Raw genomic sequence first — 16,571 nt, forward strand, 5'->3', positions numbered from 1 at the left:
CTACAATTATTGGTATAAAAGTGGCCCTTTCCCCGGGATCCAGCGAGAAACCGGGGAAAGAGCCTACGTAACTTCAGTTTAGCCTCCCGTTGTCGTCACGTTTTTCAACTGGCGGACGTGAAATCCCTGAAAATCCGAGGTTTTCCCAAGTCTGGACACATTGAGACAGCGATCGACAAGAATTGGCCCTCCGATTGCCCAACTCCCGACATTGAGCACCGCCAGCCGAGCGAGTAGCTCCCCTGATACTGCGGCGAGTCCAGTCCGGTTTGGCTTCCTCCCGTTCAACCAGACTCAATAAATATTCCGTAGGGGAACCTGCGATGGACTCCTGGCAGAGCCCATCTACTGACCATCTTTTCCCCACCATTTCCGCTCCATAACCATTCGTGACACACCCCTGGCTGGCAGGTCTCCTTTGCGGGATCCGGTGGCCTATGACTCTGCAAAACTCCGGGGCCAAAACCCGCGACCTGGCCTAGGGTGACCCGACTGGTTGGTGGCTCCTAGGCCTACCGGTGGCCCCTCGAGAGTTTCGACCAATGCGACTGCGCCCCCGTCATGGGGCATCGCCTCTCCCCCTGGCTAGATGCGGGGCGCCCTCCCGAACAGGGCACAAAGACTCTAACGACACCCGCACGCGAAAGACATATCATATAAGTAGAACTAAAGCAACTTTTCCGCAATCGCCAGAATGGAGAATCACATGGGTGGCTTGCTCAGCGCTGCTTCATCCTCGATCAACCCTGGAATCTATCTTGGTTGGGGCGATGTGACCATTCAGTTGGGTAACTTGATCGTCATTGTGGTGATGCTCGTCCTGTTCGGCTTAGCGCTGGTGCTGCCATTTCCCGGAGGACGGGAAAGGAAATGAGCACCCACCAGAACCCCTCGCCAGATCCGGAAGTGGAAGGGACCGGGGCCTACACATGGACCGGGAAATCCCGCCGCTGGTTCCTGAAGCATCTTCCCCCGGACAAACTGTTGCCGGAGGACCAACCGAGCTACGTCGCCTCCTGGGCCTACGTCTTCGGCATGGGCGCCGTTGCCGGGCTGATCTTCATCATCGCCTCCGGTGTGGTCCTCAGCCTCAACGGGCCCCAGTGGTACCACGTCTCCTCGTTGGGCCACTTCACCAACAGTGTTCATTTGTGGAGTGTTGAACTGTTCTTCATGTTCCTGGTGGTCCACCTGTGGATCAAGTTCTGGATGGCGGCATGGCGCGGCGGACGGGTGCTGACCTGGATCACCGGCATGGTGGCGTTCCTCGTTTCCGTGATCACGGCATTTACAGGCTATCTATTGCAAACCAACTTTGACTCGCAATGGATTGCCTTCCAAGCCAAGGACGCCCTGAACGCCGTCGGCGTCGGGGCCTGGTTCAACGTGGCCAACCTGGGCCAAATCTTCATGTGGCACATCATGCTCCTCCCCCTGGCCGTCGGCGCCGTCGTCGCACTGCACGTCGTGTTGGTGCGAGCCCACGGCGTGGTTCCTCCCTTGGATGCGGCCGAAACCGACGCCCAGCTGCGCGACGCCACCACCGGTGGTACTGACACGGAGGTGAAACAGCCATGACCAGGATCCCATCCCCGATGTCGTGGCGGAAAGGCGACAATATCGCGGGCAGGCCCTGGCGGGGACGTGTCCGCGACTACGATCTCTTCAAGGAGCTCACCATCGGCCTCGTCGTCGTTGGCCTGCTGGTGATCGGCCTCTCGGCAATTTTCAGTTCCCCGGACGACCCGGGAGTGACACTGAAATCATGGGCAACGGCGGCGCCCTCGGACTTCGTCGCCACGGCCACTGCAGAATTGGGCGGGACCAGCGACACAGCAGGCTACGGCCCACCCTACAACGCGACGCCCGATGCCACACAAAAGCTTGGGTTCATCGACCTGCAGGCCCTCTCCGGGGTGCGCCTTCCGATTGATACGGCCAACGACTTCGTCATCAATCCACTCAAGACCCTGCCCAGCCCGCCGCCGGCCCTGGCTGTCTGGGCAGCCGCCACCGCCGATCAACAGGCAAAATGGGCCGCCGATTACACCACCGCACTGGCCGCCGCACCCAACGGCGACCCGGCACACGTCGCCGGCGGCAACTACGGACCCGTCCCCGCCTTGACATTGGCGTTGCTGGCCATGGCCGGCAACGGAAATCTTGACGGAGTCCTTCAAAATGGGGGGCAGCCGTACAATTTGGACTACACACCCACCATCTTATTCCTCGGCGACGGCGGCTATTTTCCCAACCTGGCCACCACAGCGCACCTGACGGGAGACCAATGGGGGGTAATGAATGAAACAGGGAACACCCCGGGGCAGTCCTGGCTGTGGCTCTTCTCGTTCTTCTACCAGATCCAGCCGTTCAAGTCCTCACCCAACGCCGACATCCTCGTGGTCTCCGTCATGCTGCTCCTCTCGCTGGCGCTGACCGTGCTGCCGTTCATTCCAGGGCTGCGTTCGATTCCCCGCAAGATCCCCGTCCACCGCCTCATCTGGAAGGACTACTATGGCCAACGGTGAGCTCGGGGCCCGGGGCGCGCCAATACTGATAGCTTGGGCCCATGACCAGCGTCCCGGGAGCCCACGGCAATGAACCACACACAGCCAACATCGCAGGACGGCTGAACTGGCTGCGGGCCGCGGTTTTGGGGGCGAACGACGGCATCGTCTCCGTCGCGGCAACCGTCGTCGGAGTTGCCGGCGTGACCAACGCCCCCGCGCCCATCCTGGTTGCCGGAATCGCGGCCGTGGTGGGCGGCGCCGTTTCCATGGCCTTGGGCGAATACGTGTCGGTGAGCAGCCAACGCGACAGCCAGCGTGCCTTGATCGAGAAGGAACGCCGTGAGCTGGCCGATGACCCGGATGCCGAATTGGCCGAACTCACCGGCCTCTACCTGGCCAAGGGCCTGAGTCCCGCCACGGCCGAGCAGGTGGCCCTGGAGCTCACCGGGCACGATGCCCTGTCCGCCCACCTCTCGGCCGAACTCAACATCGACCAGGACGAGGAGGCCAATCCCTGGCAGGCCGCGTACGCGTCGGCGGCGTCGTTTGCCGTCGGGGCGCTCCTGCCCCTGCTTGCCATCATGTTGCCGCCTGCCGAGTGGCGGATTCCGGTGACGTTCGTGGCCGTCCTGATCGCCCTTGCGTTGACCGGGACCCTGAGCGCCGCGATCGGGGGCAGCTCCAAGACCACATCGGCAACACGCCTTGTCATTGGCGGCGCCCTGGCCTTGGCGGCTACCTATGGAATCGGCAGCGCACTCGGGGCAAGCGGGATCATTTAGCGACTGGTGGTCGACAACTGCACCGTCAGGCTGAGCGCCAGCGGAACTGCACAGTTTGACCGCATCGCGGGCCGACTCGGCGTCCCGCGGGCCGATCGCCACCTTGGTGCGGTCGCCGTTGCGGGCCTGCCTGGCCAAGGGATATCCCCAGTCGTCGCGGGCCAACAGTCCTGGCAAAAATCGGGTACACTGCCCCCGTGGCACCTGATCTAGTTGATGTGGAGTGTTTGGCTCGTGCCGTCCTCCCCTCCCGGACCCTATACGGGGCGGATCTGGCCACGGCTTCAGTCGTTGGCCACGGTAGGTTGATCCCTGTCAGCGAGTACGCTCCCAGGCGAAAATGCTGGGGCTCCGGTTGCACCGGTAACTCTGGGGCTCACCCGCACCTGACAATCGCAAATTTAGGCGATTTGGATGCGTTCGTCCCCGAGCTCGACTTCGATGTGCAACGTGCCACCAATGGCCTCGACATATTTGCGCAGCGTGTCGACCTGGGTGCGGTCGATGTCACTGTGCTCGATCCGTGAGACCCGGTTCTGGGTGACCTGCAGGCGACCGGCGAGCTGGACCTGGGTCAGCTCGGATGCCTCGCGGAGTTCACGCAGGCGGTAGGCCCGGACCTCATCGAGCATCCGCTTCTTATGCCCCTCCACGACCGCCCGGTCAACGGGACGCTTCGCCAGCATCTCCTCCATGGACATTGCCATCACGGTTCTCCCTTCAAAGTCTTCAAGTGGCCGTCGAATTGGTCATCGGCGTTCGGAATGTTTTTCGTGTACCACTTTGACCAGTTCCCGGGCTTGTCCCCGGCCACCAGAAAAATCGCCTGGCGCTGCGGATCAAAGGCAAACAACACCCGCATCTCCGACGGGCCACTGGACCCTGGCCGCAGTTCCTTCATGTTCTTGTGTCTTAACCGGACAACCGTATCCACCAGGGAACGGCCAAGCTGCGGCCCACGCTCAGCCAACAACTCCAGGGCGACAACCATTTGCCCACGCATAAGAGTCGTCATTCAGAACGGACAGCCACGCTTCAACCAAACCCACATCGACGTTCCACATCACCACCACAATACAACACCTAAGGTATATAACTCAAGGGTTGTAACAAGCCGTCGCGGTCCTCGACTTGTTGAACCCGTAGCAAACCAAACGCTCGCACTTTCTCGGCCCCGCACTCATTCCAAGGTTCGCAGTTTGGCTCAGGAAAACCATCCATATTCAGGCCCGCGGGGATGGAGAGTTAGCGGCAAATAGCCATCAAATTAAGGTAGGTAATGCTCCAATCACCGAACAAAAGGTCACCCATTTGCAAGTTTCCCAACCGCAGCTGGCCGTTTGCCGGCCGGACCAAAATCACGCCCCTAACAACGAAGTGCGTTGACACACGGCGGCAGTCCTTTCACAACCGGTGGCATGCCGTCCACGATGTCGATGAACCTGCAAACGGCCATAAGGCAGAGGGCCCGGCGCTACGCTGCAGAGCCTCGTCACGTTTTTGCTCACGTTTTTGAACGAAAACCCATGGCAGTCCTTGGTATGTCAACGGGGCACTGTTGTCCCGCGCTCCCCCGGAAACTAGCAGTATTTGATGGGGAACGGAGGCTGTGGCATGAGAGTCCTCAGTTTCTCTTGGCCGTCGGTTCGAGTCCGGCCCGGGGCACAATGCAGTCCTGACCAGCGGTTATGTCTCCAGATCCGGTCCAGTAAGTGCTGAAATTGCCGTAAGTCACATTTTAGTCATCTCATTCGGTAAAATTTTCTTGAACCTGCACTCATCTATTTGAAGACAGCCAACTCATCTTTGTCGACGACCGGACCCAAAAAGTGGCCAGATTCCGCCGTTTCTACGGGCCCGGGCGACTCGGTGGTGTAGCTGCCATAAATCGGCCCTCCGATCGCCGTACTCACGGAACTGACCGACTTCGCGACTTAAGAAATACACCGTACGTCCGGACCTGTTCCGTCAGTGCGTCTGCAAATTCGTTTGCGGAGACGTGGCGTCTTCATATGTGACTACCCCTTGGTCCCACATGTTGAGACGCGACCACTGCTAAAAGGATTTTGCAGACGCCCTGTCAGAGGGCAGGGGCCTCATGCGCCGCACTTTAGCCGAACTGGATCCAGGTTGTCTTGGTGGCAGTGTAGTTATCAAACGCCTGCAGTGACAGGTCTCGGCCGAATCCCGATTGTTTGAAGCCACCAAACGGCGTGGTGTTGCCCACCGCGTCGACGGTGTTCACGGACACCGTGCCTGCGACCAATTCCGAGGCAACCCGGTGGGCCCGCGACAGATCCGAGGTCCACACGGAGGCGGCCAGCCCGTAGGCGGTGTCATTGGCCATGCTGACCGCCTCCTCCTCGGTATCAAAGGGCTGTAGGACGGCGACGGGTCCGAAAATTTCCTCCCGGTGCACGTCGTGACCGGAATCCAGGCCACCGAGCAAGGTGGGCTCAAGGTAGGCATCCGACCCCCGAATGTCCAGCCTCTGCCCGCCGAAGAGCACCGCCCCCTCACGGCGGCCACGATGGATCCACGCCTCGACCGAATCTGCGTGTGCCGTGGAGATCAGGGAGCCGTTGCCTGCCAGCCCGGCCAGCGGATCTGCCGGGGCGTAGGCTTGCGCTGCTTCAGCCAGCAACGACAGGAACTCGTCGTGGACGGAGCGCTGGACCAGGATGCGCGAGTTGGCCGAGCAGACCTGCCCTTGGTTGTAGAAGGCGCCAAACGCCGCCTTTTCGGCCGCAAGGGCCAGGTCCGCGGTATCGGCAAAGACCAGGTTAGAGCTCTTTCCCCCGGCTTCGAGGCTCAGGCGTTTGAGATTGCTGCGCCCGGATGCCTCCAGCAGGGTTCGCGAAACAGCAGTAGAACCCGTGAACGCAAGGGCATCGACATCCATGTGAAGTGCCAACCCCGCCCCGACCTCCCGCCCTGAACCGGTGACGATGTTCAGCACGCCGGCGGGCATCCCGGCCTGGGCCGCGAGTTCGGCAGCGCGCAGTATGCTCAACGAGGTTTGCTCGGCGGGCTTGAGCACCACCGAGTTTCCCGCCGCCAAGGCGGGAGCCAGCTTCCACATGGCTATTTCCAAGGGAAAGTTCCACGGAACGATGGCGGCCACCACACCCAGGGCCTCACGGGTCACCATGGCCGTGGCGCCCCTTGGCACGGCCGGCAGTTCCCCCGACAGTTTGTCGATCGCTTCGGCGTACCAGCGCAGCGTGGCTATCGCACCGGGGACATCCACCGTCGAGGTTTCCAGGATTGGCTTACCGCTGTCCAGGCACTCGAGAAGTGCCAGCTCCTCTGCGTGTGCTTCCAGTAGGCCCGCCCAGGCCAGCAGCACCGTCTTCCGGGCTTCGGCTCCCGAGCGGGACCAGGACGGAAAGGCGCTTCGGGCCGCAGCGACCGCCGCCTCGACGTCCGCCGTGCCACAGGCACTGAGCTGCGCCAGCTCGCGTCCGTCGATGGGGCTCGACGTAATTCGCAGTGAACCGGATGCGGCGCCCCGCCGCTGCCCGTTAACGAAAGCGCGGCCATCGATCTGCAGGGCATCGGCCCGGGCATCCCAGGCGGAAAGGGTTTGGTTGGTCATTTTCTGCTCCATTGCTTGGAAGTGGTTAGTGGACCGGGACCTGGGCTATGCCCAGGGAAATGGAAAGGTTGATGCGCATTACAGCAGATGCCAGGGACAGGGCCACCAGCTCCACGGCGATCAGCACAAGCATGGCTGCCACGGCTGCCGGCGCCGGCAGCCGTGGCGACAGCGGTGCCGGAACCATGGCGCGATTTTCCCGGCAAGACGATCCAACCCATGTGGACCAGGGCCAACGTCGCCGACATGGCCATCAAGTGACGGGTCGACTTTTCCACGCCGCCTGTGGTGGCACCAAGATGCGGCAGGCATGTCAGGCACGACAACGCCATGCCCCCAAGGCGGCCACCATGGCGGCTTGGCCCCCAGCGCCATCAGCACGTGCACCATGGCTGCGGTGACGGCAGTGCAGCCCAGCAGCCAAAGCAGGAGGGGAATTGCGCCCGTCGCTGGAACTTGGTTGCATTCCATTCCTCGCCACGCCTTCCCGCGCCCATTTCAGCGACGTTTCCCAGGCACCCTTTACGAGTTGCGGTGACTTGGGTAACATCAAACTTGTTGATTGAACAGTTGTATCATCAAAACCGCAATTTGAGGAAGCCCCATGACACTCCAGACCGACCGCCGGGCCACGCAGACCACACATCCGCTGGACCAGTTGACCACCGAGGACTTCGATGCCGTGCGCTCCGTGCTGGAGCAGGAAGGTCTCGTTCCGGACACCACCCGGTTCGCCTATGTGGGCCTACTGGAACCGTCCAAGGACGAGTTGTACCCGACACCGGGACCGGGCACCGACCGCCGCGTGCGGGTCATGCTGTGGGACGCGGCACTCTCCCGCTCCCTGGACGTCGCCCTTTCCCTGACGAGCAAGTCCGTGCTCAGACAGATCGAACTGGACCCCTCAGTCGACGGTCAGCTTCCGGTGTTGCTGGAGGAGTTTGACCTCATCGAGGAAATCCTCGCCGCGGACGAGGGCTGGATCGCCTCGTTGGCCTCCCGCGGCCTCACCACCGCCCAGGTCCGGGTAGCCCCGCTCTCCGCCGGGGTCTTTGAATACGAAAACGAGACCGGCAAGCGCCTGCTGCGCGGGCTGGGCTTCCGCCAGGATCACCCCGGGGACCATGCCTGGGCCCACCCGATTGACGGACTCGTGGCGTTCGTTGACGTGGAGAACCGTCGGGTCAGCCACCTGCTCGACGACGGACCGGTCCCAGTCCCGGAGGTCAACGGGAACTATACCGACCCGGCCATCCACGGGGAACTACGCACCGATCTGAAGCCCATAGAGGTCATCCAGCCCGAGGGCGCCAGCTTCACCATCGAGGGCAACCACCTCTCCTGGCTCGGCTGGGACCTGCGCGTGGGCTTCGACGCCCGCGAGGGCCTGGTCCTGCACCAGCTGCACCACACGCTCAACGGAAACCGTCGTCCAATCATGCACCGCGCGGCCATCTCCGAGATGGTGGTCCCCTACGGCGATCCCGCCCCCTACCGCAGCTGGCAGAATTACTTCGACTCCGGGGAGTACCTTGTCGGCCGTGACGCAAACTCACTTAAGCTCGGTTGCGATTGCCTGGGCGAAATCACCTACCTCTCCCCTGTAGTCGCCGATGACTTCGGCCATCCCCGCACGATCCCCAACGGCATCTGCATCCACGAAGAGGATGCAGGGATCGCTTGGAAGCACACCGACGAATGGGCCAACTCCAACGAGGTACGTCGCAACCGCCGCCTCGTTGTCTCCTTCTTTACCACGGTCGGCAACTACGACTACGGCTTTTACTGGTACCTCTATCTCGATGGCACCATCGAATTCGAGGCCAAGGCAACCGGTATTGTCTTCACTGCGGCGTTGCCGTACAAGGGCTATGAATACGCCTCGGAGATCGCGCCAGGACTTGGCGCCCCCTACCACCAGCACCTCTTCAGCGCGCGCATGGACATGATGATCGACGGCAACTCCAACCGCGTGGAGGAACTCGACCTGGTACGCCTGCCCAAGAGCCCGGGCAACCCACACGGGAACGCCTTCACCCAGAAGCGGACCGTGCTGGAGTCCGAGCAACAGGCCATCCGTGACGCGGACGGCACGGTTGGCCGGATCTGGCACATCAGCAACCCGGAGTCGCTGAACAAGATGGACCAGCCCGTCGGCTATACGCTGTACCCGGAAAACTCGCCGACGTTGGCCATGGCCGATGACTCATCCATCGCCTCCCGCGCAGCTTTCGCCCGACACCACCTGTGGGTGACGAAATTCGCCGAGGACGAGCTCTACGCGGCCGGGGACTTCGTCAACCAGCACCCCGGCGGAGCAGGCCTTCCTGCCTTTGCCGCCCAGGACCGCAACGTCAACGGCGAGGACATCGTGGTGTGGCACTCGTTTGGACTCACCCACTTCCCCCGGCCCGAGGACTGGCCGATCATGCCGGTGGACACCACCGGGTTCAAGCTCAAACCCCACGGCTTCTTTGACGAGAACCCCACGCTCAACCTCCCCGCGTCCACGGCAGGGCATTGCAGCCCGACCGGCTGCCACGACGAGAACTGACGCGGGGAACCAAAACCGCGGTGATACAGTGGCGGCGGGCAGGATCCTTGGATCCTGCCCGCCGCGCGTCCCATTAAGGAAGAAGAAACACATGCCCCGCTTGGTTGACCATGCCGAACGCCGCAGCTCCATCATTGAAACGACGTGGCAGGTCATTGCGGACCGGGGAATCGAAAACGCCAGCATGCGCGACATCGCCCGTGAATGCGGCTACGCCGCCCCTGGGATCCTGGCCCACTACTTCCCCAATAAGACAGCCCTGCTGCTGGCTTCCTACGAACTGATCTGCCAGCGGACCAATGAGCGCATCGCCGAATCCACTGTGGGCAAACGCGGACTCACGGCCCTGCGATCACTGTGCATGGAGATTATTCCCGCCGAAGACCTGACCACGGTGGAAGCCAAGGTTGCCGTGTCCTTCTGGCAGCGGGCACAAAGTGATGAAGCCCTCCGCCGGGTGGGCCGGGACGCCCTTTCGCATTGGCATGCGGAGATCATGGGCTGCCTGGCCGAGGCACAGACCGACACGCCGACAGGCAGACCCGCGGATCCGGACTTGTTTACCGACGAACTGCTGAACACCATGATGGGGCTGCACATCACGGCGATGCTTGATCCGTACGCCATGAGCGGTTCACGCCAGCGCAGGTTGATCGAAACGATGCTCCGGCGAGTCTGCGTTTCGGACGCTAGCTAGGTGTCCGGGACGCGGCGGCGGACAAGCCGGCCACCTGTTGGCGGACGGCCTGTCCCACCGCCCGGATTCTTGCCGTGGGACGTTGGGTGCGCAAACGGGCGATCACTGTCTGCAGTTCAGGTACATCACCCTTGATGGCTACGGGCGCGACGGTCCCGCCGTCGTAGGTGAAATCGTGCTGGGGGCGCTGGTGCAGGATGGAATAACCATGGCCGTTGGCCACAAAGGTGCGCACCGTCTCATAGCTGCCGGATTGGAAGCACACGTTCGGCTCCACTCCGGCGTTGGTGAGGATTGAGAGCATCAGTTCCTTGGTGTGGGGAAGGTCCAGCAAAACAAACGGCTCGTTACGCATCTCTGTCAGCGCCACTTCCGCCCGGTGCGCAAAACGATGGTTCGGCGGCAACGCCAAATAGGGGCGCGCAGCGTGCACGGCCGTGGCGGCGATATCGTCCGGAAGCCCCAGGTCGTAGCACAACGCCACGTCCACCTGTCCGCTGAGCAGGGCCGCCGAACAGCCTGCGGCATCGGCCTCAACCACCTCCAGCTCCAAATTCGGGTGGTCGGCCCGCAACCTGACGAGCAGGCCCGGCAATAGAAACGGCGCGAGAGTGCTAAAACACGCCAGCCGCACGTTTCCGGCGATCGTGGTCTGCTCCCCTCTGGCGTGCTCGACAGCTTCTTCCACGTGGGCGAGAACAGCCTGGGCGTCGCGCAGGAACAACTCGCCGGCGGGTGTCAGCACCAGGCCCTTGGAGCGTTGTCGGATGAAGAACTGTGAGCCGATCTGGCGTTCGAGCTGCGCGACCGCGCTGGACACCGCCGATTGGGCAACGTTCAAGCGCTCGGCGGCACCGGTCATCGACAGCCGTGCGGCGGCCTCACTGAAATACCTCAGCTGGGTGAGCGTGACATCCATGCACCGAGCCTACGGCATTGCATCTGCAAAACAGATGTTTTAGTTCGAAAAAAACTGTTCGACAGATTTGGCTGCCCGTTGGATGCTGGAAGCATACGCCGCATTGAACCGGCTGGTTCCTTCCAGACCACACTGCCACAGCTAAGGACGATCTCATGAAACACACCCGTATCCGTGCCTTCAACACCAAGGACACCTACCCCGAACAAAACCTGGACAACGATCTTTGCCAGGCCGTCGTCGCCGGCGGCGTGGTCTACCTGCGGGGCCAGATCGGGCAGGACCTGGACACCCGCGAGTCCGTGGGCATCGGCGACGTGGAGGCGCAGGCCGAAAAAGCCATGGCCAACATCAAGATGCTGCTCGAGGAGGCCGGAGGCACCCTCGAGGACATAGTCAAGGTGACCGTCTACCTTATCGACCCGCGTTACCGCGAGGCCGTGTACCGGACCATGGGCCGCTGGCTCAAGGGCGTTTTCCCCGTCTCCACCGGCTTGGTTGTCACCGCGCTGGCCCGTCCCGAGTGGCTCGTTGAAATCGACGCCACCGCCGTCCTTTCGCAGGAGTGACCATGACGTTCTGTATTGTCGGCACCGACGGGAACGGCCGTTTCGGCATGGCTGTTTCATCATCCTCCCCGGCCGTAGCGGCGAGGTGCGTCCACCTGCGTGACGGCGTGGGGGCCGTCAGCTCTCAAAACATCACCGACCCGCGGCTGGGCACCGCCCTGCTTGACCGGCTGGAAGCCGGCGACAACGCACAGCAGGCCCTGGACGCCGTGGTCGCCACGGCCGATAACATTGATTTCCGCCAACTCGTGGTGCTCGACTCCCGCGGAGGTTCGGCCGTGTACAGCGGTTCGAGGACCCTGGGGGTCTTTGGGCAGGGCAGCGGTCCCTCATGCGTAGGGGCCGGCAACATGTTAGCGGACGCCGGGGTGCTGCAGGCGGCCTGTTCCGCGTTTGAGACCGCCAGCGGCGAACTTGAGGTGCGACTCCTGGCCGGGCTGAAAGGGGCCATGGCCGCAGGCGGTGAGGCAGGGCCCGTGCACTCGGCAGGCCTGTCGGTAGTTTCCGGGCACGGGTGGCGCGACACCGACGTGCGCGTGGACTGGCACGATGATCCGATTGCCGAGCTGGGCAGGGTGATCGAGGTCTGGATGCCGCAGCGCGACGCCTACGTGACCCGTGGGCTAGATCCTCTCGTCTCCGAGGGCTACGGGGTGCCCGGCGATGAGCGATAGCCTCCCCCCGGGATCGGCTCCCTTCCGCGCCGGCCCCGAAACGGCGATCGAGCGCGTCCTTAACTCCGTCCGGGCCGAACACAGCGCCCTGGTAGATTACTCCGAGACCCTCCATGCCAATCCCGAACTCGGCTGGGAAGAACACCGGGCAGCAGCCTGGACAGCCGAGTTCCTGGAAGCCCGCGGCTTCGCCGTCGAACGTGGCTACCTCGGATTCCCCACCGCCATTCGTGCCATACTCGGCTCGGGCAGCCGGCGGATCGGCCTCATGGCCGAATACGACGCGCTCCCCGGACTCGGGCACGCCTGTGGCCACAACATCATTTCCGCTGCCTCTGTCGGTGCGGCGTGTGCATTGGCCGGTTTCGCCGCCGAATACGACCTGAGCATCGAGCTCTACGGAACCCCTGCCGAGGAAGGAGGGGGCGGCAAGATCGAATTGCTCAAGCGAGGGGCCTTTGTGGGCCTGGACCTGGCCATGATGGTTCATCCCAGCCCCGTCGACTCGGCAGTGGCGAACCCTTTTGCCGTCGCCCACCAGCATGTCGAGTACCGAGGCAAGTCCGCCCACGCAGCGGCCTACCCAGACCATGGGGTCAACGCCAACGATGCCTTCCTCATCGCGCAGATGGCCATCGGCCTGCTGCGTCAGCAGCTGCCGAAGGAAACCCGCGTCCACGGCGTCCAGACGCGCGGAGGAGAAGCACCCAATGCAATCCCCGAGACCACCCAGGGCCGCTGGTACGTCAGAGCCGAAACCCTCGCCGAACTGGCGCCACTGAACGAGCGGGTAAACAAGTGCTTTGAGGCGGGCGCCCTGGCCACCGGGTGCGCACTGGAGATCACCGCCGAATCCGAACCCTACTCCGAGTTCCGCACCGATGATCGAGCCCTGGGCATCTACACGCAGCATGCCGTGGCACTGGGGCGCACCTTCGACGCCCCGCCCGAGCAAGCCACTATGAACCGCGCCTCAACCGACATGGGCAACGTCTCGCAGATCGTTCCGTCGATCCACCCCTACATAGGTCTCGGCTGTTTCCCGGCAGCCAACCACCAGCCTGAATTCGCCGCCCACTGCATCGGCGACTCGGCCAACCTGGCCATACACGACGGGGCAGCCGCCCTGGCACTTACCGCACTGGACTACGTCGGGTTCCCCGAAGCCCGCATGGAATGAGTGAACAGAACATGGACAACCAAACATTTGCCGCCACCGACGAGGCGGGTCAGACGGGCCCGTCGGTCCGCCTCGAGCGGGACTCCCTAGGCGAGCGCGAGGTGCCCGCCGCCGCCTACTGGGGCATCAGCACGCTGCGTGCCGTAGAGAACTTCCCCATTAGCGGCCGCCCGGTGGGAAGCATGCGCTCGCTGCTCTGGGCCTTTGGATCGATCAAGTGTGCAGCCGCCAGGGCCAACGCCACACTTGGCCTCCTCGACGCAGAGCGCGGGCTGGCCATCCAAGCGGCCGCGCTGGAAGTCCGCGACGGGGTCTTCGACGCAGAATTCCCCGTCGACCGGATCCAGGGCGGGGCCGGCACCAGCACCAATATGAACGTCAACGAAGTCATTGCCAACCGCGCACTGGAGATCCTCGGGTTCAAAAAGGGCGATTACGCGCAACTGGATCCCATCGACCATGTCAACCGCGGCCAAAGCACGAATGACATCTATCCCACGGCGGTCAAGATCTCACTTCAGTCCGCGCTGATGGACTACTGCCGCGAGCACCAGCTATTGATCGATTCCTTCGCTGCCAAGGGCAGCCAGTTCGCAGGGATCGTCAAGGTCGGGCGTACCCAGCTCCAGGATGCCGTCCCCATGACCCTGGGGCAGGAATTCGGCGCGTTCGCCGAGACGCTGTGCGAAGACTTGGCACGCATGAACGAACTCACCCCCCACCTCAAGGAGATCAACCTCGGGGCGACGGCCATCGGAACAGGCATCACTGCCCATCCGGAATACCGCTCGCGCGTCACACTCGAGCTGAATGAGCTGACGGGCCTCGGGCTGGTCTCCGCCCACAACCTGGTCGAGGCGACATCCGACACTGGTGTGTTCATGCTGCTTTCCGGTGTACTCAAGCGTTCGGCCGTTAAGCTCTCAAAGATCTGCAACGACCTGCGACTGCTCTCCTCCGGACCCCAGGCGGGCTTCAACGAAATTTTCCTGCCAGCCGTTCAAGCCGGATCATCCATCATGCCGGGAAAGGTGAACCCGGTGATTCCGGAAGTCGTTAACCAAGTGGCTTTCAAGGTGGTGGGCGCCGATGCAACGGTCACGATGGCCGTGGAGGCTGGACAGCTGCAATTGAACGCGTTCGAACCTGTCATGGCCGACTGCCTGCTCGAATCCATGGAGTGGTTGACCTCAGCCTGCCGGACGCTGCGCACCAAGTGTATTGACGGAATCGAGGCCAATGAGCCGGTATTGGCCCGACGCATGGCCGAATCCGTCAGCGTCGTGACCGGGTTGGCACCATTCATCGGCTACACGCACGCCGCCGCGTTGGCCAAGGAATCCTTGGCTACCGGCCGCGGCATCAGGGAACTCGTGATCGCGCAAGGGCTCCTTGAGGCGGACCGCCTCGATGCCCTCCTCTCGCCCTCCACCCTGGCAGGGGTCCCAGTCCCGACCCCTGCGCGATAGCGCAGAGCCGCTTGGGCGGACTCGATGGGGAATCACATGGCGTCGTTGATTTCCTGTCGACACGGTGCTGGCGATGGGAGTGGGTCGGCAACGCCAATCTTCATCTGAATAATCGATGCAATTGACCGCTAACGAATGTTTGAAAGATGATCGAAAATGCGGTTTTGTAAAGGTATTCCGATGGACGAATATCCTCCCCACCGGGGAGCCACCCCTAGCACCCACAGGTGCATAGTCACGTTGGAGCAGAGTATCTACAGCAATGGAGGTCGGCATGTCGAAGCAAGAGACTGAAGTCGTAATCGTCGGCGCGGGCCAGGCCGGAGTGGCAATGAGCGAGCACCTGAGTGCCCGCGGCATCCCCCACCTCGTCCTGGAGCGGGACCGTATTGCCGAACGGTGGCGCACCGGACGGTGGGACTCCCTGGTGGCCAACGGTCCGGCCTGGCACGATCGCTTTCCCGGCTTGGAATTTGACGATGTCAACCCCGAAGGGTTCGCACCCAAGGAACGGGTGGCGGACTACTTCGCGGCATACGCCGAGAAGTTCGACGCTCCCATCCATTGCGGCGTCGAGGTGAAGAAGGTACGCAGGAACGACGACAGACCTGGTTTCCAGGTGGACACCTCCGAAGGCACCATCAATGCCCGATATGTTGTCGCAGCAACGGGGCCGTTCCAGCAACCGGTGATTCCCCCAGTCGTCGGCGGAGACACAGAACTCCTGCAGATGCACTCCAGCTCCTACCGAAACCCGCAACAGCTTTCCGAAGGCGGGGTGCTGGTCGTGGGCGCCGGATCATCTGGCGTGCAGATCGCCGAAGAACTGCGGCGGTCAGGCCGCCAGGTCTTTCTCTCCGTCGGTCCACACGACCGTCCCCCGAGGCACTACCGCGGCCAAGACTTCTGCTGGTGGCTTGGCGTCCTGGACAAGTGGTCTGCGGTCGCACCCCCCAGTGGTGCAGAACACGTCACCATTGCCGTCAGTGGCGCCAATGGCGGCCATACCGTGGACTTCCGAGCCCTCGCTGCAAACGGCATCAGGCTGGTCGGACGGACCAATTCGTTTGACAACGGAACCATGCATTTCGCGTCGGACCTTGCACGAAACATCGCCAACGGCGATGCGAACTACTTGTCCGTACTTGATGAAGCCGACGCGTACATCGCGCGAAACGGCCTGGATTTCCCGGAAGAACCCCAGGCCCGCGACCTCGGTGCTGAACCGCAGGACGTGACGAGCCTGATCAGTGAGCTCGATCTCGCTGCCGCCGGCGTCACGACGATCATCTGGGCAACGGGCTTTGCGGTCGACTACAGCTGGCTCGACGTTGATGTCGTTGACGCCAACGGCCGGCCCCGGCACCAGCGAGGCGTCTCGCCGGAGAGCGGCATCTACTTCCTGGGATTGCCGTGGCAGTCACACCGTGGATCGAGCTTCATCTGGGGCGTCTGGCACGACGCCAAGTACCTGGCCGAGCAAATCGTGATTCAGCGCGGCTACCTTGCCCAACTTGGTGACCAACAATGGAACGCACACCACGCTGCCCAGGACAGCGCCATCGATTTCCTTGAGGAAAAACTCTCAGACGTCCAAGCGGTGTAAGAGTCGGGATGGT

At 62.6% G+C, this 16,571-nt stretch carries 16 protein-coding genes; 11 read left to right on the forward strand and 5 right to left on the reverse strand.

Features of this window, described 5'->3' with window-relative positions:
* Nucleotides 1-706: 706 nt before the first annotated feature.
* Genes CVV68_RS23635 through CVV68_RS19665 form a run of 4 tightly spaced genes read left to right on the forward strand, consistent with a single transcriptional unit; the run spans nt 707 to nt 3,292 of the window.
* Nucleotides 707-874 carry a hypothetical protein gene (locus CVV68_RS23635; protein WP_170133256.1) on the forward strand — a complete coding sequence of 56 codons (168 nt, stop codon included), beginning with the start codon at nt 707-709 and terminating at the stop codon, nt 872-874.
* Entirely contained in the window at nt 871-1,578 is a 708-nt protein-coding gene (locus tag CVV68_RS19655) for a cytochrome b N-terminal domain-containing protein (RefSeq protein WP_110502697.1), read from the forward strand. The genes CVV68_RS23635 and CVV68_RS19655 overlap by 4 nt, the downstream gene beginning before the upstream one ends.
* Complete coding sequence (locus tag CVV68_RS19660) at nt 1,575-2,528, forward strand: hypothetical protein (RefSeq protein WP_245933668.1); 954 nt, start codon at nt 1,575-1,577, stop codon at nt 2,526-2,528. Before CVV68_RS19655 ends, CVV68_RS19660 begins: the two co-directional genes overlap by 4 nt.
* Before the next feature lie 41 nt (nt 2,529-2,569).
* Nucleotides 2,570-3,292: a VIT1/CCC1 transporter family protein gene (locus CVV68_RS19665; RefSeq protein WP_110502699.1), complete on the forward strand. Its 723-nt coding sequence runs from the start codon at nt 2,570-2,572 to the stop codon at nt 3,290-3,292.
* A gap of 401 nt (nt 3,293-3,693) precedes the next feature.
* Here CVV68_RS19665 and CVV68_RS19670 read toward each other — a convergent pair whose 3' ends face one another.
* The 4 genes from CVV68_RS19670 to CVV68_RS23640 form a co-directional block, all read right to left on the reverse strand.
* Nucleotides 3,694-3,999 carry an XRE family transcriptional regulator gene (locus tag CVV68_RS19670; RefSeq protein ID WP_110502700.1) on the reverse strand — a complete coding sequence of 102 codons (306 nt, stop codon included), beginning with the start codon at nt 3,997-3,999 and terminating at the stop codon, nt 3,694-3,696.
* Nucleotides 3,999-4,283 carry a type II toxin-antitoxin system RelE/ParE family toxin gene (locus CVV68_RS19675; RefSeq protein WP_170133257.1) on the reverse strand — a complete coding sequence of 95 codons (285 nt, stop codon included), beginning with the start codon at nt 4,281-4,283 and terminating at the stop codon, nt 3,999-4,001. The genes CVV68_RS19670 and CVV68_RS19675 overlap by 1 nt, the downstream gene beginning before the upstream one ends.
* Before the next feature lie 1,119 nt (nt 4,284-5,402).
* Nucleotides 5,403-6,890, reverse strand: a complete 1,488-nt coding sequence (locus tag CVV68_RS19680) for an aldehyde dehydrogenase family protein (protein ID WP_110502701.1) — start codon at nt 6,888-6,890, stop codon at nt 5,403-5,405.
* Between the two features lie 25 nt (nt 6,891-6,915).
* The gene (locus CVV68_RS23640) at nt 6,916-7,077 is read right to left on the reverse strand and encodes a hypothetical protein (protein WP_170133258.1); all 162 of its coding nucleotides are present in this window, start codon (nt 7,075-7,077) and stop codon (nt 6,916-6,918) included.
* 417 nt (nt 7,078-7,494) lie between these two features.
* Here CVV68_RS23640 and CVV68_RS19685 point away from each other — a divergent pair, with 417 nt between their 5' ends.
* Nucleotides 7,495-9,444 (forward strand): primary-amine oxidase, encoded by a 1,950-nt coding sequence (locus tag CVV68_RS19685; RefSeq protein WP_110502702.1) that lies wholly within the window; start codon nt 7,495-7,497, stop codon nt 9,442-9,444.
* A 91-nt stretch (nt 9,445-9,535) separates the two neighbouring features.
* Entirely contained in the window at nt 9,536-10,141 is a 606-nt protein-coding gene (locus CVV68_RS19690; RefSeq protein ID WP_110502703.1) for a TetR/AcrR family transcriptional regulator, read from the forward strand.
* On the opposite strand, the gene CVV68_RS19695 is transcribed toward CVV68_RS19690, so the two are convergent.
* Nucleotides 10,134-11,060, reverse strand: coding sequence for a LysR family transcriptional regulator (locus CVV68_RS19695; protein WP_110502704.1), 927 nt, complete (start codon nt 11,058-11,060; stop codon nt 10,134-10,136). The two genes, CVV68_RS19690 and CVV68_RS19695, sit on opposite strands and share 8 nt — an antisense overlap.
* A gap of 155 nt (nt 11,061-11,215) precedes the next feature.
* Between CVV68_RS19695 and CVV68_RS19700 the strand changes: the two genes are divergently transcribed.
* The 5 genes from CVV68_RS19700 (at nt 11,216) to CVV68_RS19720 (ending at nt 16,558) form a co-directional block, all read left to right on the forward strand.
* A complete protein-coding gene (locus tag CVV68_RS19700) occupies nt 11,216-11,629 on the forward strand; it encodes a RidA family protein (protein WP_110502705.1) in 414 nt (137 codons plus the stop codon).
* 2 nt (nt 11,630-11,631) lie between these two features.
* Complete coding sequence (locus CVV68_RS19705) at nt 11,632-12,303, forward strand: DUF1028 domain-containing protein (protein WP_110502706.1); 672 nt, start codon at nt 11,632-11,634, stop codon at nt 12,301-12,303.
* The gene (locus CVV68_RS19710; protein ID WP_110502707.1) at nt 12,293-13,483 is read left to right on the forward strand and encodes a M20 family metallopeptidase; all 1,191 of its coding nucleotides are present in this window, start codon (nt 12,293-12,295) and stop codon (nt 13,481-13,483) included. Before CVV68_RS19705 ends, CVV68_RS19710 begins: the two co-directional genes overlap by 11 nt.
* A gap of 11 nt (nt 13,484-13,494) precedes the next feature.
* A complete protein-coding gene (locus CVV68_RS19715) occupies nt 13,495-14,952 on the forward strand; it encodes an aspartate ammonia-lyase (RefSeq protein WP_110502708.1) in 1,458 nt (485 codons plus the stop codon).
* A 274-nt stretch (nt 14,953-15,226) separates the two neighbouring features.
* Nucleotides 15,227-16,558 (forward strand): flavin-containing monooxygenase, encoded by a 1,332-nt coding sequence (locus CVV68_RS19720; RefSeq protein ID WP_110502709.1) that lies wholly within the window; start codon nt 15,227-15,229, stop codon nt 16,556-16,558.
* Nucleotides 16,559-16,571 lie beyond the last annotated feature (13 nt).

The organism is Arthrobacter livingstonensis, assembly GCF_003219815.1.
Classification (GTDB): domain Bacteria; phylum Actinomycetota; class Actinomycetes; order Actinomycetales; family Micrococcaceae; genus Specibacter; species Specibacter livingstonensis.